Origin of the sequence: Collinsella sp. TF06-26, from assembly GCF_002232035.1 — a bacterium.
Taxonomy (GTDB): domain Bacteria; phylum Actinomycetota; class Coriobacteriia; order Coriobacteriales; family Coriobacteriaceae; genus Collinsella.
On sequence record NZ_NKXR01000001.1, the window covers coordinates 116305 to 136604 of the forward strand.

Annotated in this window: 14 protein-coding genes and 2 tRNA genes; 12 read left to right on the forward strand and 4 right to left on the reverse strand. The window is 62.7% G+C overall.

The annotated features are described in order from the left end of the window. Window positions 1-10: 10 nt before the first annotated feature. From CHY22_RS10030 to CHY22_RS00530, 12 genes are all read left to right on the forward strand, one after another. A tRNA-Sec gene (locus CHY22_RS10030) sits at window positions 11-107 on the forward strand. 155 nt (window positions 108-262) lie between these two features. Then, window positions 263-895 (forward strand): molybdenum cofactor guanylyltransferase, encoded by a 633-nt coding sequence (locus tag CHY22_RS00480; protein WP_158551146.1) that lies wholly within the window; start codon window positions 263-265, stop codon window positions 893-895. Window positions 896-910: 15 nt separating this feature from the next. Continuing rightward, window positions 911-1306 (forward strand): DUF3343 domain-containing protein, encoded by a 396-nt coding sequence (locus CHY22_RS00485; RefSeq protein ID WP_089571643.1) that lies wholly within the window; start codon window positions 911-913, stop codon window positions 1304-1306. Window positions 1307-1563: 257 nt separating this feature from the next. Further along, window positions 1564-2919: an NADP-specific glutamate dehydrogenase gene (gene gdhA / locus CHY22_RS00490; RefSeq protein ID WP_089571644.1), complete on the forward strand. Its 1356-nt coding sequence runs from the start codon at window positions 1564-1566 to the stop codon at window positions 2917-2919. Between the two features lie 167 nt (window positions 2920-3086). Continuing rightward, window positions 3087-3989 carry an FAD binding domain-containing protein gene (locus CHY22_RS00495; RefSeq protein WP_199408708.1) on the forward strand — a complete coding sequence of 301 codons (903 nt, stop codon included), beginning with the start codon at window positions 3087-3089 and terminating at the stop codon, window positions 3987-3989. Then, window positions 3989-6820 (forward strand): molybdopterin cofactor-binding domain-containing protein, encoded by a 2832-nt coding sequence (locus CHY22_RS00500; protein ID WP_089571646.1) that lies wholly within the window; start codon window positions 3989-3991, stop codon window positions 6818-6820. The genes CHY22_RS00495 and CHY22_RS00500 overlap by 1 nt, the downstream gene beginning before the upstream one ends. Before the next feature lie 140 nt (window positions 6821-6960). After that, window positions 6961-7044, forward strand: a tRNA-Leu gene (locus CHY22_RS00505). A gap of 88 nt (window positions 7045-7132) precedes the next feature. Beyond that, a complete protein-coding gene (gene tig, locus CHY22_RS00510) occupies window positions 7133-8434 on the forward strand; it encodes a trigger factor (protein ID WP_233502799.1) in 1302 nt (433 codons plus the stop codon). A gap of 162 nt (window positions 8435-8596) precedes the next feature. Then, window positions 8597-9217 carry an ATP-dependent Clp protease proteolytic subunit gene (locus tag CHY22_RS00515; RefSeq protein ID WP_022095182.1) on the forward strand — a complete coding sequence of 207 codons (621 nt, stop codon included), beginning with the start codon at window positions 8597-8599 and terminating at the stop codon, window positions 9215-9217. Between the two features lies 1 nt (window position 9218). Next, window positions 9219-10625, forward strand: coding sequence for an ATP-dependent Clp protease ATP-binding subunit ClpX (gene clpX / locus CHY22_RS00520; RefSeq protein ID WP_089571648.1), 1407 nt, complete (start codon window positions 9219-9221; stop codon window positions 10623-10625). A 211-nt stretch (window positions 10626-10836) separates the two neighbouring features. Beyond that, complete coding sequence (locus CHY22_RS00525) at window positions 10837-13533, forward strand: valine--tRNA ligase (RefSeq protein ID WP_089571649.1); 2697 nt, start codon at window positions 10837-10839, stop codon at window positions 13531-13533. A 280-nt stretch (window positions 13534-13813) separates the two neighbouring features. Continuing rightward, complete coding sequence (locus CHY22_RS00530; protein WP_089571650.1) at window positions 13814-15157, forward strand: Mur ligase family protein; 1344 nt, start codon at window positions 13814-13816, stop codon at window positions 15155-15157. A 349-nt stretch (window positions 15158-15506) separates the two neighbouring features. Here the strand turns inward: CHY22_RS00530 and CHY22_RS00535 are convergent, their stop codons facing one another. The 4 genes from CHY22_RS00535 to CHY22_RS00550 all read right to left on the reverse strand — a co-directional run bounded on the left by CHY22_RS00535 (window position 15507) and on the right by CHY22_RS00550 (window position 20282). Continuing rightward, window positions 15507-16595, reverse strand: a complete 1089-nt coding sequence (locus tag CHY22_RS00535) for an aminopeptidase P family protein (RefSeq protein ID WP_089571651.1) — start codon at window positions 16593-16595, stop codon at window positions 15507-15509. A 467-nt stretch (window positions 16596-17062) separates the two neighbouring features. Beyond that, window positions 17063-17461 carry a DUF1667 domain-containing protein gene (locus tag CHY22_RS00540; RefSeq protein WP_089571652.1) on the reverse strand — a complete coding sequence of 133 codons (399 nt, stop codon included), beginning with the start codon at window positions 17459-17461 and terminating at the stop codon, window positions 17063-17065. Between the two features lie 3 nt (window positions 17462-17464). Further along, the gene (locus CHY22_RS00545) at window positions 17465-18817 is read right to left on the reverse strand and encodes an FAD-dependent oxidoreductase (protein WP_089571653.1); all 1353 of its coding nucleotides are present in this window, start codon (window positions 18815-18817) and stop codon (window positions 17465-17467) included. Between the two features lies 1 nt (window position 18818). Further along, complete coding sequence (locus tag CHY22_RS00550) at window positions 18819-20282, reverse strand: NAD(P)/FAD-dependent oxidoreductase (protein WP_089571654.1); 1464 nt, start codon at window positions 20280-20282, stop codon at window positions 18819-18821. Between the last annotated feature and the right edge of the window lie 18 nt (window positions 20283-20300).

Sequence of the window (20300 nt, forward strand, 5' to 3'; positions counted from 1 at the left end):
CGCCGCACTTGGGAACGGATGGGCTCCGGTGGGCTCCGCGGTCCTCAAAACCGTTGCGAGGCGTGCAAAACGTCTTGGATGTGTTCGATTCACATACGTTCCCGCCATACACTACCAGCGCTTTTGTGCTCGCGGTCTTGCTGCGTGCCGCAAAGGCGCTGTTTTGTTTTTGCACGGGTTTGCCGTGCCGTCCGCTTTATCGGCGACGGTATTTGGCTTCGCGTGCCGGGTTTTGAGCATGCCGATGGAGGTGTTTTGCCGTATGACTACCGTAAGACGTGCCGATCTTTCTTGTGTCGTCCAGGCGGGCGGGCTGTCGTCGCGTATGGGCTGCGATAAGGCGCGCATGGCGTTTTGCGGCGAACCGCTCATCGAGCGCGTGCTGGGCCGGCTGGCGTCAGTTGCCGGCGAGTTGGTCGTGACGACGTCGCGTCCCAGCGAGCTTGTCTATCTTGAGGAGCACGCGTTTGGCGGTCTGGTGCCGCGTGTGGTGGCAGATATTGAAGGGTCGGCGGGCGCCATGCGCGGCATCGCGAGCTCGTTGGCTGCGGCTCGATTGCCGAACGTGGCGATCGTTGCCTGCGATATGCCGTTTGTCTCGCCGGAACTCATCGGCGCGCTTGCCGATCGTGTTGAGGCCGAGGCGCTCGATGTGTGCGTGCCGCGCGAGGAGCGGGGGATTGAGCCGCTTTGCGCTGTCTGGCGCCGTGACGCGTGCGCGCCGGTTGCCCAAGAGCTGCTCGCCTGCGACCGCCAACGCATTCGCTGCCTGATCAATCGCGTTCAAGCTGGTTATATGGATGAGCCGCAGATCGTTCAGGCCGCGGGCTCCACGCTCTGCTTCGAGAACGTCAATACGCCCGAGGAGTTTGCGGCGGCCGAGTTGCTTGCCTAGACGATTGGAGTTGCCATGTCTCACGATATTTGTCCCGACACGGGAGAACCTTGCACTTGCGACGGGTCCGAACCCTGTACCTGCGGCTGCGGAGGCTGCGGGCATACTGCGGAAGAGGAAGCGACCGCCGCGGCGTATCGTGAGGCACACCGCGAAGGCCCGTCCGGTGATGCCCTCGACCACGAACGCAAGATCATCGTATCGTTCGACAGCACGTTCGATGTGATGGAATGCGAGCAGCTGTGCCTGGATGCCGGCGTGCCCGGGCGCATTATGCCATTGCCAGGCTCCATTACCGCCGGCTGCGGGCTGTGCTGGGCCATGCCGTTCTCGGGCGATGCACTCGCTGCCTTCCGCGCTGCCACCGAGGGCCGCATAACCCCCGCCGACTACCATCAGCTCGTCCTCTAACCACCAACACCACCACAAAGGTGCCTGTCCCCAATGTGGTGGTTTGGAACACGTGGACGAAACAGGTTTGAAACACGGGTTTTGCACGTCAGGCACTCAAAAACGCTTCTACCTGCATCGTAATCAAAACGAAACATCCGCTTGTCGGCTTATGCGAAACTTTGCTGCAACAGTGCGATATTATCCATACTCGATAAAGCTCGCGGCACATGGGACGCCGCGAACGACACCTTTCTTTTCCATCAATTGGAGGAAGCATGAGCTACACGCAGAAAGTTCTCGACGAGCTCAAGGCCCGCTATCCCGAGCAGCCTGAGTTCATCCAGGCCGCGACCGAGATCCTCGGCACTATCCAGCCGGCGCTCGACGCCCATCCCGAGTACGAGGAGGCCGCCCTGCTGGAGCGCCTCGTCGAGCCCGAGCGCATCGTTATGTTCCGTGTCCCCTGGGTCGACGACCAAGGCAAGGTCCAGGTCAACCGCGGCTACCGCGTCGAGTTCAACTCTGCTATTGGACCCTACAAGGGCGGCCTGCGCTTTAACCCGACGGTCACCCTGGGCATGCTCAAGTTCCTGGGCCTGGAGCAGATCCTCAAGAACAGCCTGACCACCCTTCCCATGGGCGGCGGCAAGGGCGGCTCCGACTTTGACCCCAAGGGCAAGTCCAACAACGAGATCATGCACTTCTGCCAGTCCTTCATGACCGAGCTCTTTCGCCACATTGGCCCCAACACCGACGTTCCCGCCGGCGACCTGGGCGTTGGCGGCCGCGAGGTTGCCTACATGTTCGGTCAGTACAAGCGCCTGACCAACGAGTGGACCGGCGTCCTCACCGGCAAGGGTCTCTCCTTTGGCGGCTCGCTTGCCCGTACCGAGGCCACCGGCTACGGTCTGGTTTACTTTGTGGACGAGTACCTCAAGAGCCGCGGCGAGTCCTTTGAGGGCAAGAACGTCGTCGTTCACGGCTCCGGTAACGTCGCTATCTACGCGGTCCAGAAGGTCGCCCAGCTCGGCGGCAAGGTCCTGGCCTGCTCCGACACCCACGGCTGGGTCGAGGACCCCGACGGCATCGACTACACCGTGCTCGAGCATGTCTATAACAAGAAGCGCTCTGGCCACGACAAGGGCGTCACGCTCGCTATGTACGTCGACGAGAAGCCCAATGCCACGTGGCACGAGGGCGACGGCCGTGGCGTGTGGCAGCTTCCCTGCGACATCGCGCTGCCCTGCGCTCGCGAGAACACGCTGCTGCTCGAGGACGCCCAGGCGCTCGTCGCCAACGGCTGCAAGGTGGTCGGCGAGGGCGCGAACATGCCCACGACCATCGAGGCCACGACCTACTTCCAGGAGAACGGCGTCGCCTTTATGCCCGGCAAGGCTGCCAACGCCGGTGGCGTGCTCGTGTCCGGCCTGGAGATGAGCCAGAACGCCGAGCACCTGTCCTGGACCTTCGAGGAGGTCGACGGCAAGCTCGAGCAGCTCATGCGCGGCATGTTCCACAACGTGGACGACACCGCCAAGGAGTACGGCGAGGAGGGCAACTTCGTCATGGGCGCCAACATCGCCGGCTTCCTGAAGGTCGCCGACGCCATGCTCGCCCAGGGCGTCTGCTAAATTGTCGCTCGACATAGCATCGCAGAAGGCTCCCAGTCATCTTGGCTGGGAGCCTTTTTTGATCCGCATGCGACGGAGGAAAACGGTTCATTTTGTCCCGACACGAGCTGTGCCCCCTCGTTTGGTACACTTAAAGGTACTGGACAAGTGAAGAGATGGGGGAGAACGTGCTCAAGTTCGGTACCTACGTCCGTGTTGGAAACGCGGCCGAAGCCTATGAGCTCTTGCAGAAGAACCGCAACAACAAGATTGTGGGCGGCGGCATCTGGATGCGTCTGGGTTCGCGTCGCGTGGCGACGGCGATTGACCTTTCGGCCTGCGGACTCGATCAGATCGAGGAGACCGAGACCGAGTTTCGCATCGGTGCCATGTGCACCCTGCGCCAGCTCGAGCGTCATGCCAGGCTCAACGCGCTTGTCAACAATGTCTTTGAGTTCGCCGTCCACGACATCGTGGGCGTGCAGCTGCGCAATACCGCCACGGTGGGCGGCAGCATCTACGGCCGCTTTGGCTTCTCGGACGTTCTCTCGGCGTTCCTGGCGCTCGATTCCTATGTTGAGCTGACGGGCGCCGGTCGCGTGCCGCTCGCGGAGTTCGTGGACATGGGCTACGTACGTGACGTGATCGAGCATGTCGTGGTCGTCAAGCACGATTACCGCGCGAGCTATGAGGCCGTGCGCAAGGCCGCGACCGACTTCCCCTCCTTAAACGTCACCGCCGCCTGGTGGGACAACAGCTGGCACGTCACCGTGGGCGCCCGCCCGCTGCGCGCTACCTTGCTGCAGGGCGAGGCATGTGGCCTTTCCAGCGAGCAGCCTTCCGAGGACGAGCTTCGCGCCCTTGCTGCATCCGTGCGTGCCCTGAGCTACGGAACCAACCTGTGGGGCTCGGTCGAGTACCGCCGTCGCATCTCGGCACCGCTCGCCGTCCAGGCCGTGCGTCGTGCCGCCGGCATCGAGCTTTCTGCCGCGCTTGCCCGCGAGCTCGAGACCGTGCAGATTCCTAAGTTTGCCACGGACGAGTATTCCTGCCGCCGCGTGCCCGGCGTCGATTCTAGCGAGGTGCGCTAATGGCTGCCAAACTCATCGATCTTTCCTTTACGCTCAACGGCCGCAAGGTCAAGGTTCAGATTGCCCCCGACACTATGCTCTTTGCGCTGCTGCGCGAGCAGGGCTGTGCGTCGGTGCGCTGCGCCTGCGAGACCACCAACTGCGGCCTGTGCACGGTGTGGCTCGACGGCGACCCGGTGCTGAGCTGCTCGGTTCCCGCCGCCCGCGTTGAGGGCCACACCATCACCACGCTCGAGGGTCTCAAGGCCGAGTCCGAGGCGCTTGCCCGCGCGATGGCTGCCGAAGGCGCCGAGCAGTGCGGTTTTTGCGCCCCCGGCCTTATCATGAACGTGCTGGCGCTTGCCCGCGCCGCCAAGGAGGACCCGAGCCTCGTCGCCACGCGCGAGGAGCTGTCGCGCCAGCTCGCCGGCAACCTCTGCCGTTGCAGCGGCTACGAGAGCCAGCTGCGCGCCATTGTCCGCTTCCTCAACGAGTCCGGCGTGCAGGTGGGCTTTGAGATGCCCGAACTGCCGGTCAACGACACCAGCTGCGACGGTGTCTCGTACAAGCAGATCACCCATAAGCAGCCCAAGAAGGACTCGAAGGCGCTGCTCGAGGGCCGTCCCGTCTACACGGGCGATATGGTGCCCGCCGGGGCCCTGATCGTCAAACTCAAGCGCAGCCCCTATGCCCGCGCCAAGATCCGCTCCATCGATACGTCGCGCGCCCTGAGGGTGCCCGGCGTCGTGGGCGTCTACACTTACGAGGACGTGCCCAAGCGCCGCTTTACTATCGCCGGTCAGAGCTATCCGCAGCCAAGTCCCTACGACCGTTTGATTCTCGAGAACCTCGTGCGCTACCAAAACGAGGAGGTGGCGATCGTCGCTGCTGAGACCGAGGAGGCTGCCGACAAGGCGCTCAAGCTCATCAAGGTCGACTATGAGGTGCTCGAGCCCCTGCTCGACTTTACCCAGGCACTCGATAACGATATCGTGGTCCACCCCGAGGGCGACGTGACCTTTATGTTCCCGCAGGGCGGCGATGTCCCGCGCAACCTGGTGTGCAGCGGTACCAGCGATTACGGCGATCTGGACGAGGCCTTCGCCCAGAGCGACATCGTCTTTGAGCGCACCTACACCAGCCAGGCCACGCAGACTGCGCCCATGGAGACCTTCCGCGCCTTCGCGACGACCGACGCGTTCGGCCGCATCTCGGTGACCACCTCTACGCAGGTGCCCTTCCACGTGCGTCGCATGGTTGCGCAGTCGCTCGACATTCCGCAGTCGCAGGTGCAGGTCATCAAGCCGCGCATCGGCGGCGGCTTTGGCTCCAAGCAGACGGGCTGCTGCGAGATCTTCGTGGCATTCGTTACCCAGCAGACCGGCCGTCCTAGCTACTGCTGCTACACCCGCGAGGAGACCATCACCGCGGGCAACTCGCGCCACCAGATGCAGATGACCGTTAAGCTGGGTGCCATGAACGACGGCACCATCACGGCCATCGACCTGCACACGCTGTCCAACGCCGGAGCGTACGGCGAGCACGCCACCACGACGATCGGCCTTTCGGGCCACAAGAGCCTGCCGATTTACAACCATGTGAAGGCGAGCCGCTTTAGCTGGGACGCTGTCTACACCAATACCAACCGCGGCGGCGCGTATCGCGGCTACGGTGCCACCCAGGGCCAGTTTGCCGTGGAGAGCGCCGTTAACGAGCTCGCCGACATGCTGCACATGGACCCCGCCGACCTGCGCCTTAAGAACATCGTGCGCGAGGGCGAGACCATGCCGCAGTACTACAACGAGAAGCTCAACGCCTGCGCACTCGACCGCTGCCTGCTGCGCGCGATGGACATTATCGGCTGGCGCGACAAGCCGCTGGCCGTCGACCTGGGCGACCGTGTGCGCGCCCTGGGTTGTGCGCTCACCATGCAGGGCTCAGGCATCTCCAACGTGGACATCGCCGGCATCGACATGCGCCTGGAAGAGGACGGCTTCATTACCATCGGCACCGGCGCCACCGATAACGGCATGGGCGTCGACACGATCTTGGCGCAGATTGCCGCCGAGGAGCTGGGCGTGGAGAGCTCGCTGATCGTGGTGCGCGGCGTGGACACCGACGTGTCGCCGTTCGACGCCGGCTCGTACGCGAGCTCCGGTACCTACGTGACGGGCCTTGCCGCCAAGAACGCCGCGACCGAGCTGCGCGAGAAGATTTGCGCCAAGGCCGCTCAGATGTGGGACGTTGACGCCGCCGACGTGGTCTTCGACGGCCAGTACGTGCGCCTGTCCGACGAGCGTGCCGCTCGTGAGCAGAACCGCTACCTCACACTGCGCGACTTTGCCAACCTGTGCGTCAAGAACATCGCTGGCGGCGACGCACTGACCTCGCATGCTTCTGCCTGCCTGCCCGTTTCTCCTCCGCCGTTTATGGCCGGCATTGCCGAGGTCGAGGTCGACAAGGCCACCGGCAAGGTGACTGTTGTGGACTACGCGGCGGCCGTCGACTGCGGCACCGTGATCAACGAGGCACTCGCGCGCGTCCAGGCCGAGGGCGGCATTGCCCAGGGTATCGGCCACGCGCTCTACGAGATCGTCGAGCACGACGACCGCGGCCGCCTGCGCACCGGCAACTTTATGAGCTACAAGCTGCCCACGCGCCTGGATATCGGCAGCATTCGCGTGGCCTTTGAGCCGAGCTACGAGCCGACGGGTCCGTTTGGCGCCAAGTCGATCGGCGAGGTCGTCATCAACACGCCGCTCGCCGCCGTTGCCTCGGCCGTGGCGCACGCGACCGGCCATCAGGTCCGCTCGCTGCCGATCACGCCCGAGAAGGCCCTGCTGGGGGAGTAGCGGGTCGGCGAACAAGTCGTAATTGGCGGGGCGGGGCAACTCGTCCCGCCTTTCGCACTCGTGGTGAGGTCGTGAGCCTGTAAAACGTGTGCGTGCGCTTGCCGTTCGTATCTGCTATCATTCCTAGTCTGTGCGCTCATGCGGGCGTGGCGGAATTGGTAGACGCGCCAGATTTAGGTTCTGGTGGGATTCCCGTGAAGGTTCGAGTCCTTTCGCCCGCACCAACGCATCTGCGTCGGCTTCGGCCGTCGCGACTCTTTGTTGCATAAAGGTACCAGCACCTCAGATAAGCTGGGCAGTATGAGGAGGAACGTGTTGAACATCACCGCTTCTGACGTCAAGGACGCCAAGCTCACCGCTACGGTCACCATCCCGGCCGCCGACGTCGACGCCGCGATCAAGAAGGCCTACAAGGACACCGCCAAGAAGTACCGCTTCCCGGGCTTCCGTGCCGGTAAGGCTCCCCGTCCGGTCATCGACTCTGCTCTTGGCGCCGAGGCTACCCTCGCTCAGGCCACCAACGACCTGATCGCCGCCAACGAGCCCGCCGTCCTCAACGAGCTGGACATCGTCCCCACCAAGAACGGTGACTACAAGGAGCTCGACCTCGCCAAGGATCACGAGGACTACACCTACACCGTCGAGTTCTCCCTGCGTCCTGCTGCCGAGCTCTCTTCCTTCGACGCCGTCGAGATCGAGATGCCCCCTGCGGAGGTCACCGAGTCCGAGATCAACAACCAGGTCGAGATGCTCCTCAACTACCGTGCCACCTTCGAGGACGTCGAGGGTCGCGCCGTCGAGGCCGAGGACTACGTCACCGTCGACCTCAAGGCCGTCGAGAACGCCGACAACTTCGCCGCCGAGGGCCGTATGCTCATCGCCGGTAGCGACAGCAACCCCGCCGAGTTCAACGAGGCTCTGATCGGCGCCAACGTTGACGACGTCAAGTCCGTCACCTGGACCGACGAGGCCGAGGAGGGCGAGGAGGCCGAGACCCACACCGTCGAGGTCACCGTCAAGGGCATCAAGGTCCGCAACACCCCCGAGCTCACCGACGAGCTCGTCAAGTCCGACTTTGGCTTCGACAGCATCGACGCTATGCGCGACGCCATCAAGATCGAGATCGAGCAGGACAAGGCTTCCCGCCTCCCGGCCGAGAAGGAGAACCGTTGCGTCTCCGCTCTCGCCGAGCGCCTGCAGCTCGACGAGATGGATGCCGACTACGAGCAGTCCGTCTTTGAGGAGCTTGGCCAGAACTTCCTGTCCAACCTCGCTGCCCGCGGCATGACGCTGGACACCTGGCTGCCCGCTTCCGGCCTGACCATGGAGCAGTTCATCGGCGACCTGCACAAGCAGGCCAACGACGTTGCCCGTGAGTCCCTGGCTCTGGACGCCCTCGCCCGTGAGCTCAAGATCGAGGTCACCGAGGACGACATCAACGCCGAGTTCGAGAAGGCCGGCGTCAAGGACGTCGAGGCTTCCAAGGCTGAGTTCATCGCCGATGGCCGTATGCCTGCCGTCCGTGAGTCCATCCGTCGCTCCAAGGCCGTCGACCACCTGGTCGAGAACGCCAAGGTGACCGAGGTCGACGAGACCGCCAAGGACGCCGAGTAATTCTCGCCACCTTGCCCACGAGCGCATGCATGCGCCCGTGATGGGGTAAAGTTATAAGCCGGTTATCCGGTTGCTTCGTACGGTGCCAGCCAATGCATAGCATGCGGGCACCGTACGTTTGTCTAGAACCACTATTGGTCCGTAAGAGAAATGGAGATGCGTATGATCGCTAAGTTCGATTCCGCCCTCGTGCCATACGTTATCGAGCAGACGCCGCGCGGCGAGCGCAGCTACGATATCTATTCGCGCCTGCTCAACGATCGCATCATCTTCTTGGGCGAGGAGATCAACTCCGTCAGCGCCAACCTGGTCGTTGCCCAGCTGCTGCATCTTGAGAGCCAGGATGCCGAGAAGGATATCTCGCTCTACATCAATTCGCCCGGTGGCGAGGTTTACTCTGGCCTGGCGATTCTTGACACCATGAACTTCATCAAGCCGCAGGTCTCCACCATCTGCGTCGGTATGGCCGCGTCTATGGCTGCCGTGCTGCTTTCGGCCGGCGCCAAGGGCAAGCGCTTCTGCCTGCCGCACTCCAAGGTCATGATTCACCAGCCCAGCGGCGGTGCTCAAGGTCAGCAGACCGAGATCGAGATCGTGGCCGAGGAGATCAAGAAGACCCGCCGCGAGCTCAACCAGATCCTGTCCGATGCCTCGGGCCAGCCGATCGAGAAGGTCCAGGCCGACACCGAGCGCGACAACTACCTGACCGCTGCCGAGGCCCTCGACTACGGCCTGATCGACCGTATCGTCACCTCGCGCGATCTCGCCGCGAAGGACGCCTAGGATGGCAGGAAACATGCAGGACAACTTTGACGAGAATGGCAACCCCATCCGCTGCTCCTTCTGCGGAAAAGAGCAGGGGCAGGTTCGCCGCCTTGTAAAGGGTCCGACCAACATCTTTATCTGCGACGAGTGCGTTGCCGCCTGCTCCGAGATCCTTGAGGAGTCGCTGGCTTCGGACTTTATGGACGCTGCCCGCAACGGCAAGCTGCCGGGCTTCCTCAACGACCACGGCCAGGCTGCATCCCAGCCCGCCGCGGACCCCGAGACCGAGGGTTTTGAGCTCGAAGACGATCGCCAGGTCATCACGCACGTGCCGACGCCGCACGAGATCTATGACGAGCTTTCGGCCTATGTTATGGGTCAGGAGGACGCCAAGCGCGCCATGTCGGTGGCCGTGTACAACCACTATCGCCGCGTGATCGAGGGTGGCGCCGCGGTGTCTGCCTTTGACGGCGGCATGGGCTCGCAGTTCGACGACGATATGGACGAGGTAGAGCTTGCCAAGTCCAACATCCTGCTGCTCGGTCCCACCGGTACCGGCAAGACCTTGTTGGCCCAGACGCTCGCGCGCATCCTCGAGGTGCCGTTTGCCATCGCCGATGCCACCGCGCTCACCGAGGCCGGCTATGTGGGCGAGGACGTGGAGAACATCCTTCTCAAGCTCATCAATGCTGCCGATGGCGACATTGAGCGCGCTCAGGTGGGCATTATCTACGTGGATGAGATTGACAAGATCGCCCGCAAGGCCGAGAACCTCTCCATTACCCGCGATGTCTCGGGCGAGGGCGTTCAGCAGGCGCTGCTTAAGATTCTTGAGGGCACGGTGGCAAGCGTTCCGCCCACCGGCGGCCGCAAGCATCCCCAGCAGGAACTGTTGCAGATCGACACGACCAACATCCTGTTTATCTGCGGCGGTGCCTTTGTGGGTCTGGATAAGATCATCGCCGATCGCGTTGGCAACAAGGGCGTGGGCTTTAACTCCGAGATCGCCGGCCCCACCTCGGTCGACGAGAACGACCTGCTGCGCCAGGTACTCCCGCAGGACCTCAATGCATTCGGCATGATCCCCGAGTTCGTGGGACGTACGCCCGTCGTTACCCAGACGCAGGCGCTCGACGAGGACGACCTGGTGTCGATCCTGACCGAGCCAAAGAATGCCGTGGTGCGCCAGTACCGTAAGATGTTCCAGCTCGAGGACGTCGATCTTGAGTTTGAGGACGCGGCCCTGCACGAGATCGCCCGCATGGCGCTTGCCCGCAAGACCGGCGCCCGCGGCCTGCGCGCCATCTGCGAAGACGTGCTGCAGCAGACGATGTTCGACCTCCCCAGCGAGGAGGGCGTCGCCAAGGTCATCGTAACCGAAGCTGCCGTAAAGGGCGAAGAACAGCCCCGACGCATCTACGGGTAAACCTGACAAAAACGTGCTTGCAAATAGCCTCCGACCATCCGCGGTCGGAGGCTATTTTATATATACGCAATAACCCCAACTACCTGTGTTATTCTGTGTGTTTGTTTAAGCCTCAGCGAAGTCATATCAGACTGAAGTAATCGATACCTAAGGGGAGGAATGCAGACCCTAGCGGGCCTACATTCCTCCCCGACGGGCAAGGGAGAGATATATGGAAGAGATGCCCAAGAATTACGATCCGTCGACCAACGAGCCGGCGATCCTGCAGAAGTGGCTCGACGGCGGCTACTATAAGCGCCGTGAGGGCGTGGGCGACTGCACCGTCACCATTCCGCCTCCCAACGTGACCGGCAAGCTCCACATGGGCCACGCTACCGACGACTCCATCCAGGACGCCATCGTCCGTATGGCTCGCATGCGCGGCAAGTCCACGCGCTGGGTGCTGGGCACCGACCACGCCGGTATTGCCACGCAGACTAAGGTCGACAAGAAGCTCAAGAGCGAGGGCATCAGCCGCCTGGAGATTGGCCGCGATAAGTTTGTCGACGCCTGTTGGGACTGGACCCACGAGTACGGCGGCATCATCGTCGAGCAGATCAAGCGCATGGGCTGCTCCGTCGACTTCGACAACGAGCGCTTCACCATGGACGAGGATTACGCCCAGGCTGTGCGTAAGGTCTTCTGCGACTGGTACCATGACGGCCTGATCTACCGTGGCAAGCGCATCGTCAACTGGTGCCCCAACTGCACCACCGCCATCTCGGACGACGAGGCCGAGTATAAGGACGAGAAGGGCCACCTGTGGCACCTGCGCTACCCGCTGACCGAGCCGGTTAACGGCCAGGACTACATCGTCGTCGCCACCACGCGCCCCGAGACCATGCTCGGCGACACGGGCGTCGCCGTCTCCCCGAAGGACCCCGAGAAGGCCGCCTTCGTGGGCAAGACCGTCATGCTGCCGATCGTCAACCGTGAGATCCCTATCTTTGAGGATTGGCATGTCGACGCCAACTTTGGCTCCGGCTTCGTTAAGGTCACCCCGGCCCACGACCCCAACGACTATGCCATGGGTCAGGCTCACGACCTGCCGCAGATCAACATCTTCGACGAGCACGCGGTGGTCGTCGAGGGTTACGGCGAGTTCACCGGCATGAACCGCGACGAGTGCCGCGAGGCCGTCATCAAGTGGTTCGAGGAGCACGACCTGCTCGATCACGTCGAAGAGCTCGACCACTCCGTCATGCACTGCTACCGTTGCGACTCCGCGCTGGAGCCGTGGCTGTCCGAGCAGTGGTTTGTGGCCGTCGACAAGCTCAAGGGGCCGGCACTCGACGCCGTTAACTCCGGCAAGGTCACCTTCCACCCCGCGCGCTGGACGCAGACCTACACCACCTGGATGGAGAACCTCAAGGACTGGTGCATTAGCCGTCAGCTGTGGTGGGGCCATCGCATCCCCGTGTTCTACTGCGAGGACTGCGGCTGGGAGGACGCCCTCACCGAGGACACCGACGTGTGCCCCAAGTGCGGCGGCCATCACGTGCATCAGGACGAGAACGTGCTGGACACCTGGTTCAGCTCGCAGCTGTGGACCTTCGCCACGCAGGGCTGGCCGCAAAAGCCGGAGCTGCTCGAGGGCCATCATCCCACGACGGCGCTCGTCACCGCGCGCGACATCATCGCGCTGTGGGTCGCCCGCATGGTCATGAGCTCGCTGTACTTCCTTGATGAGGTGCCGTTTAAGGACGTCGTCATCTACCCGACGATCCTGGCCAAGGACGGCAGCCGCATGTCCAAGTCCAAGGGCAACGGCGTTGACCCCATGGACCTCATTGGCATGTACGGTGCCGATGCCATGCGCTACAACTTGCTCACGCTGTGCACCAACAACCAGGACGTCAAGTTCGACGCGAACATCGACAAGAAGACCAAGAAGCTCATCGACAGCCCGCGCACCGACCAGGCCAAGTCGTTTGTGACCAAGATCTGGAACGCCAGCCGCTTCCTGCTCATGAACATGGAGGGCTACACGCCCGGCGAGCCCGTCGTGGAGACGCCGGCCGACGCCTGGATGTTCAGCCGCCTTGCCAAGGCCGTCAAGATGGTTACCGAGGGTATCGAGAACTACACCTTTGGCGACATGGCCCGCGGCGTGCAGCAGTTCTTCTGGAACGAGGTCTGCGACTGGTACGTCGAGGTCACCAAGGCCCGCCTGAAGGGCGAGGGCCGTCTGCAGGCCCAGCGCAACCTGATCTTTGTGCTCGACACCTCCATTCGCCTGATGCACCCGCTTATGCCGTTTGTCACCGAGGAGATCTGGGACAACATGCCGGCGAGCGTGCTCGACCTGGACGCCGAGGGCAACGTGAACCGCGCCGAGGCGCTCATGATCGCCAAGTGGCCCGAGCCCGCCGACTACGCCAAGTATGTTGACGAGGACGCCGAGCGCGCATTTGAGCTGTGCCGTACCGTCGTGTCTGCCGCCCGCGCCACGCGTTCGCGTTATCGCTTGAGCCCCAAGGCCGAGCTCGACGTGGTCGTGCGCGCCGGTGCCGAGGACATCGAGAAGCTCGAGAGCCTGCGTTCGACCATCGAGCCGCTGGCCAACACCGTCTCGCTGGTTATGGGTACCGACGTCGAGAAGCCGGCCGCGAGCATTGCCGTGGTCGATAGCGGCGTCGAGGTCTTTGTGGTGCTCGAGGGCAAGGTTGACCTTTCGGCCGAGAAGGCACGCCTGGAGAAGGAGATCGCCGCGGCCCAGAAGGAGCTTGCCGGCTGCGAGAAGACGCTCGCCAACGAGGGCTTTGTGGCTAAGGCCGCGCCTGCGGTGGTTCAGAAGAAGAGGGACCGTGCAGCTGAGCTCAAGGAGATTCTGGCGGCGCTGACTGCTCAGGTTGCTGACTTCTCGTAAGGTTTACTCGGGGGCGCGTCCCGATGCTTTGCTCTCCGCTGCGGACAGTCCTGCGCAAGACGGACAGCACATTAAGTGCTGTCCTTTGCGTGCGGAACTTGCGGCGAGCAAAGCATCGGGCCGCTCCTGGTTCGTTTACGTGGTCGTTTGCATCTGGCGTGTTAGGGCCACTGGGTTGTGGCCTTGATCTCGCTGCAAAGCGGTGTTTGGCTGATATTTTGAATGGGAGGGGCTCGTTGTTTATTACGGGCCTCTTTTTATGTTGAGGGGACTTTGGGTTATGGCTAAGCGTTCTGGGTCGTATTCTGTGCCGTTCTCGTTTGAGTTGCTTTCGTTTGATGAGGCTGTTGGGCTGGCTGCTGATACGGGGCGGATTTCCGGGGATGCTGGTCCTTTGCTCGAGACGGTTGTCGATATGCTCGATGAACTCGGGCGTCCGGATGAGTATTTCGATTGCATTCAGGTTGCCGGTACTAATGGCAAGACTTCGACCACGCGTTTTTCGGCTGCCATCCTTCGTGGTGAGGGGTTAAAGACCGCGCTGTATACGTCGCCGCAGCTGGTGCGCTATCCCGAGCGCATGGAGGTTGATGGGCGCGTTGTGAGCGACGAGTCGTTTGCCCGTGGTGTTTCTGCTGCTGTTGAGGCGGGACATCGCGTGAATGCCCGTCGTGTGGCGGCGGGGGAGCGCGCCTATTCCATTACGCCGTTTGACCTGCTGACGGCTGCCGCACTTGTCGTGTTTGCCGAGGCCGCGGTGGATGTTGCCGTGCTCGAGGTCGGCATGGGCGGACGCTGGGACGCCACGAGTGCGACCGATCCCGTCGCCGTTGCCATTACGGGCATTGGGCTCGATCACACACGCATTTTGGGCGATACGCTCGAGGCCATTGCGGGGGAGAAGGCTGCGGTTATTAAGCCTGGACGCCTGGTTGTTTTGGGCGAGGGTACGCACGAGGCGAGCGTTCAGCGCGTGATGGATGCACGTTGTCGCGAGTGCGGCATAGTGCCGCTGGTGGTGAACCATGCCACGACCAAGGTGCCGGCACATGTGGGCGACACGGTTGAGTTTAGCTGCACCACGCCGCGTGCGATCTATACGTCTAGCATGGTCAAGCCGGCGTATCAGCCGCAGAATGCCGCGTGCGCGATTATGCTGTGCGAGGGGTATCTGGGTCGCGAGCTCGATCATGACAAGCTCGATGCGTCGCTTATGGGCTGCCCCACGCCGGGTCGTTTTGACGTGCTGGGGACCAATCCGCTCAAGCTGATCGACGCCTGTCATAACCCTCAGAGCTGCGAGAACTTTGTGAGCGCACTGGACGAGATCGATTCGTGCGTAGAGAATCGCCCCACGCTGCTGTGCGCCGCGCTGGCCGATAAGGACGTGGCGGGTATCGTTGACGTTCTGGTTCCGGCGTTCCCCCACGTGGTCGTAACCCAGACCGATTCCGATCGCGCCTTGCCCGCACAGGAGCTTGCCTCCCTGGTGGACGCCGACAAGCTCGCGGGCGTGTACCCCAGCGTATCCGAGGCCCTCGCGGCTTTCGATGCCGCGGGCGAGCCTTTCGTAGCAGCCGGTACCATCACCCTAGCCGGCGAAGTAGCGGGGCTGCTCCGTTAACCCATCCCCTCATCAGTTGCGGTGAAATACGGACTGTTTTACAAGCCAGAAGCCTCAAACGGTCCGTATATCACCGCAACTCAAAAGCAGTCAATTTGGGACGGGGCTTTTTTGGCTGCCCTGCGCCTCGAGTTGACTTGCTCGCCACGAAATGGGCCTATTTACTACGTTTGACCGGTAACCCTCGACCATACCGAGAATTGCGAAATCAAAACCGCAGGTAAAGGGCTTGCCAGTTTTGCGAAAACACGGGTATGGTCGACCCACGCGGGCTAAACGTAGTAGATAGGCCGTTTTTGTGGCGGCATTCGTGTGATGCGGCAAAGGGACAGCCCCTTTGCCGCATTGCCTAGTCTAAGCGGACCGGATCGTGGGGGTAGGCGTTGAGAATCTCGACGCCGTTCTCGGTCACCAGGGCTAGGTCCTCGATGCGGACGCCGGTGTGACCGGGGAGGTATATACCCGGTTCGATAGAGAACGTCATGCCCGGCTCTACGACCTGCTCGTTGGCGAGCGAGACATCGCCCGGCTCGTGGTCTTGCAGACCGATTGAGTGACCCAGGCGGTGCGTAAAGTACTGCCCATAGCCCGCATCCTCAATCACGTCGCGTGCGGCGCGGTCCAAGTCGCACATACGAACGCCCGGCGTGATGAGCGCCTCGGCGGCCTCGTTGGCGCGGCGCACGATGTCGTAGACGTGCGCGGTCTCCTCGTCCGGCTGGCCCCAAAAGAACGTGCGTGTCATGTCCGAGCAGTAGTTGCGACGGCGTCCGCCAATGTCGAACAGCACCACGTCGCCATGCTTGAGCACGGTATCGTCGGGTTCGTGATGCGGGTCGCCGGCGTTGGCGCCAAAGCTCACGATGGGCGGAAAGCTAAAGCCCTCGCAGCCGTGCTTGCGGTACAGGCCGAGCATCTGGTCGGCGATTTCGCGCTCCGTCACGCCCTCGTGGACGAGTTTGATGGCATCGGCCATCACGGCGTCGTTGGCGGCCGAGGACACGCGCATAAGCTCCTGCTCGGCGGCATCCTTGTAGGTGCGCGCGGCGGTGACGGCAAAGTCACCCAGGAAAAACTCGCTTGCGGCGTGGTGCTCTATGAGCGGCATCAAAAAGCCGGAACGCATGACAGTGTCGACGCCAAGCGGCTTGGCTGGGTCGATCTCACTCGCGATGGCGTCGGTCACGACGTCGGTGTCGGTGTGGTAGGCCACGCGGGCATTGTCGTACTCGGGCAGCTGATGCAGGGCGTTGACTAAGATCACGGACTCGTCATCGCGCGCGAGCAGCACGCCGCAAAAACGCTCGAACATATCGGCATAAAAGCCGGTCAGATAGTAGATCGACCACGGGTCATTCACAAGCAGCTGCGCGCCGGGGTGCTGAGCCTCGAGCGCATCGAGCACGCGCGCCACACGCTGGTCATCGACATGTGCCATGAAACATCCTTTCGCTAGGGTGTCACCATGGTATCCCCAACGCCAGGGTAGTCAATTTGGGACGGGGCTATTTTAGCTGTGTCAAACATGCGGAATGATAGGTAAAAGTAGTCATAAGAGGGTCGTCCCGAATTAGCTGCTTTCAAAACTATGGCGGATTACGGGGCTGGACCTGTATTACTTGACCATTGGAAAAATTGCGAAATTAAAACCGCAGGTAGACGGCTTATCAAAAATCGAAAAATGCCGGTATGGATGGGGGTCTCCGAATCAGCCCCGTAATCCGGCATAGTTTTGAAATGGCACTAAAGTAGGCACAATCTAAATATCGATCCCAAGGCAAGTTGCGGTGGAATAGTTCCTGGATGCCGGGGTTTTGGCGGAAATCAGGAACTATTTCACCGCAATTGAGGAGGGGCGGGGTGGATGGCGGGGTAGCTAAAAGAGCCCCGTCCCAAATTAACTGCTTAGGCAGGGTCGATGTCCATGCTGGCGATGAGGTCGGTACCGGTGTCTAGGAGGTTGGGGAGGACTACATCGCTCATGCGGATGGGGGCTTTGACCTCTAGGCCGCGGATGAGGTCCATCGCCTGGGCGTGGAGTTCGAGCGGGATGGTTTCGGCCGTGCGCACGGGCAGCAGCGCCTCGTCGCCGCCGGATACGGCCACGGTCGTGGTAAGCACGCGCATGGGACAGGTGAGCTCCTGATGTGCAAACTTATCACCGCGCGGGCAGCTGTTGCCGGTTACGGAGCGTACCTCTACCACGGCGCCGTCTGCGCTGCGCTCGACCTCCACGGTCAGGAGGCACTCGGATGGGCAAGTGGTGCAGTTGAACTGCAGCGTCTCGATTGCATTCGTGCTCATAGTCTATGCCTCCTCGACGGGATCGACGGATAGGACAATCTCGCTGGCACCCAGGTCGAGCGCTTGTTTGATGACCTTTGCCGGCAGCGGGAAGCTTTCCATAACGCTCGGCATAAACGCGCGGACCTTGCCTGCAAGCAGTTCCTCGTCGCCTGCCAGAATACGCACGCGGGCGGCGTCGACCGGTCGGCGCACGCGGAAGTTCAGCTTGGTGAGCGCCGCAGCCGTAATGCGTCCCGGCAGTGCGTATCCCGCAATGCCAGCAGGGGAGACGGTGAGCTCGCAGTCCGGAACGGCGCCCGCGCCGGTTCCCAGCGCGTACGCCGCCGCAGCTGCGCCAGCTCTCTCGGACTCACACGTTACGTTGTCGGCCAGGTCGTGCACGTGCAGCACGTTGCCGCAGGCAAAGATGCCCGGCACGCCCGTCTGCAAGCTCTGGTCCACCACGGCGCCGCGCGTACGTGGGTCCAGCTCCACGCCTGCGGCAACCGAAAGCTCGTTCTCGGGAATCAGCCCCACCGAAAGCAGCAGTGTGTCGCACGGAACGATGCGCTCGGTCCCGGGAATGGGTGCAAGATGCTCGTCGACTTGGCTCACCTCGACAGCCTCCACGCGATCGTGTCCAATCACGCGCGTGACCGTGGTCGACAGATGCAGCGGAATGCCAAAGTCGTCCAGGCAGTTCTTGACGTTGCGGCGCAGGCCGTTGGCGTACGGCATGAGCTCGTACACGCCCTCGACCGAAATCCCCTCGAGCGTGCAACGGCGCGCCATGATCAGCCCGATGTCACCCGAGCCCAAAATGACGGCGCGCGAGCCGGGTTTAAGGTTTTCGATATTGATGTATCGCTGCGCCAGGCCCGCCGTAAACACACCGGCGGGACGACTGCCGGGGATCTTGATCTCGCTGCGGGTGCGCTCACGGCAACCCATGGCAAGGACGACCGCGCGCCCGGTGAGCTGCAACATGCCGGCGGGGCTCATGAGCGTGACGGTATGGACCTCGGTGTCTTCTGCAGGCTCGCCTGAATCAATCCCAAGCACCATGCTGCCCAAGAACAGCGCAATGTCGGTTGCGTGCACCTGGTCGATAAAGCGCTGCGCGTACTCGGGACCGGTGAGCTCCTGTTTAAAGTGCGACAGGCCAAAGCCGGGGTGGATGCACTGGCGGAGGATTCCGCCCAGGTGCTGTTCGCGCTCCACGATGGCCACGCGTGCTCCGGCCTTATGCGCGGCCAGCGCTGCAGCCATGCCGGCGGGGCCTCCTCCGATGACGACCACGTCGAAGGCCTGCGTTGCTACCGACGCTATGGTTCCGGCCTCTGCGCGTTTGTTGCGCATATCAAACGTCGCCATTCTAGCGCACCCCCTTCAGTGGTCCCTCGACCAGCCAAGATCCAGCATCTTCCAACAGCACTTCGCTGGGGTCGCAGCCCAGCTCGCGGGCAAGGATCGCAACCACGCGGCTCTGGCAAAAGCCGCTCTGGCACCGACCCATGCCCGCACGGCAGCGCCGCTTGACGCCCTCGACCGAAACCGCACCCGGGCGGCGTCGAATCGCGGCCACGATCTCGGCCTCGGGCACTGTCTCGCAGCGGCAGACGATCTGCCCCCATGCAGGGTCGGACTCAATGAGCTCCTCCTTGCGTGCAAGCGGCGTACGGTCGAAGTCGTCCGGCGCGTGTCGAATCGGATCCCAATCGGCCCGTTCGCGCAAAGCAACGCCCGCCTCGCGCATCACGTGCTCCATGCGCTCGGCAATGGCCGGCGCGCTCGCCACGCCTGGCGACTGAATGCCCGCCGCCTGGAACAGGCCTGGCACCACGGCGGACTGCCCAATAAAGAAGTCGTTTGTTCCCTGAATGACCGGACGCCCGCCGGCAAACGCGCGCACCACGCGGCGCGTGTCCAGATCGGGCACCAGCTTGCGTGCTCCCGTCAGCAGCGCGTTCACATCGCTTGCGTAGGTCTGCGTGTCGCCCGGCTCGCGCACGGCAGCCGTCGCGGTGATCACGGTGTTGCCGTGGACCGTGCCCGTGACGATTACGCCCTTGGACACTGGCGTGGGCACGGGGTAGAGCGGCATGAGCGCGCGCGGCTCCTTGTCCAGCACCACGATGTTGCCCTGGCGCCAGACCATCTGGAACTCCTCGGCGCCCGCCATATGCGAGATGTCCGCTGCACCGTTGCCCGCGGCGTTGATCAGATAGCGGCAGCGCACATCGCCGACAGGCGTCACCAGCGTAAAGCGCGCAGCCCCGTCGGTAGCCTCGCCGCCGGCAACCTCAATTGCTTCCACCGGAGCCGACCGAATAAACGTCACGCCGTTGGCCACGGCGTTCTCCAGCGCAGCGATGGCGACCTCAAACGGATCCACAAAGCCAGTGGAGGGACACCACAGCGCGCACGTCGCCTCGGCACTCGCGCGTGGTTCCAGCTCGCGGATGCGCTCGGGGCCGATAATCGACAGTTCGGGCACGCCGTTGGCCACGCCATTCTGGCGCAGCTTCTCCAGGTGTGCGCGGTCTTCGTCGTTAAACCCCAGCACCATCGAACCGGTGCGGCAAAACAAAAAGCCGAGCTCCTGGGCCCACGTGCCATATAGCTCGCAGCCGCGGGCGTTGACCTGCGCCTTTACGGTGCCCGGCGCCGGATCGTAGCCGGCGTGTACCAGGCCGCCGTTGGCCTTCGATGCGCCTAGGGCGACATCGTTGGCCGCCTCGACCACGCAAATGGTCAGGTCATAGCGCGCGAGTTGCCGCGCAATGGCACACCCGGTGATGCCCGCGCCCACAACCGCGATATCAAACGTTTCTGTCACAGTGCCTCCCAGATGAGT

Excerpts from the sequence above, each read along its gene's own strand:
- CHY22_RS00485 (WP_089571643.1), top strand. The coding sequence starts at position 911 with ATGTCTCACGATATTTGTCCCGACACGGGAGAACCTTGCACTTGCGAC.
- gdhA (WP_089571644.1), top strand. The coding sequence starts at position 1,564 with ATGAGCTACACGCAGAAAGTTCTCGACGAGCTCAAGGCCCGCTATCCC.
- CHY22_RS00545 (WP_089571653.1), bottom strand. The coding sequence starts at position 18,817 with ATGGCGACGTTTGATATGCGCAACAAACGCGCAGAGGCCGGAACCATA.
- CHY22_RS00515 (WP_022095182.1), top strand. The coding sequence starts at position 8,597 with ATGATCGCTAAGTTCGATTCCGCCCTCGTGCCATACGTTATCGAGCAG.
- CHY22_RS00480 (WP_158551146.1), top strand. The coding sequence starts at position 263 with ATGACTACCGTAAGACGTGCCGATCTTTCTTGTGTCGTCCAGGCGGGC.
- CHY22_RS00535 (WP_089571651.1), bottom strand. The coding sequence starts at position 16,595 with ATGGCACATGTCGATGACCAGCGTGTGGCGCGCGTGCTCGATGCGCTC.
- clpX (WP_089571648.1), top strand. The coding sequence starts at position 9,219 with ATGGCAGGAAACATGCAGGACAACTTTGACGAGAATGGCAACCCCATC.
- CHY22_RS00540 (WP_089571652.1), bottom strand. The coding sequence starts at position 17,461 with ATGAGCACGAATGCAATCGAGACGCTGCAGTTCAACTGCACCACTTGC.
- CHY22_RS00525 (WP_089571649.1), top strand. The coding sequence starts at position 10,837 with ATGGAAGAGATGCCCAAGAATTACGATCCGTCGACCAACGAGCCGGCG.
- CHY22_RS00500 (WP_089571646.1), top strand. The coding sequence starts at position 3,989 with ATGGCTGCCAAACTCATCGATCTTTCCTTTACGCTCAACGGCCGCAAG.
- CHY22_RS00530 (WP_089571650.1), top strand. The coding sequence starts at position 13,814 with ATGGCTAAGCGTTCTGGGTCGTATTCTGTGCCGTTCTCGTTTGAGTTG.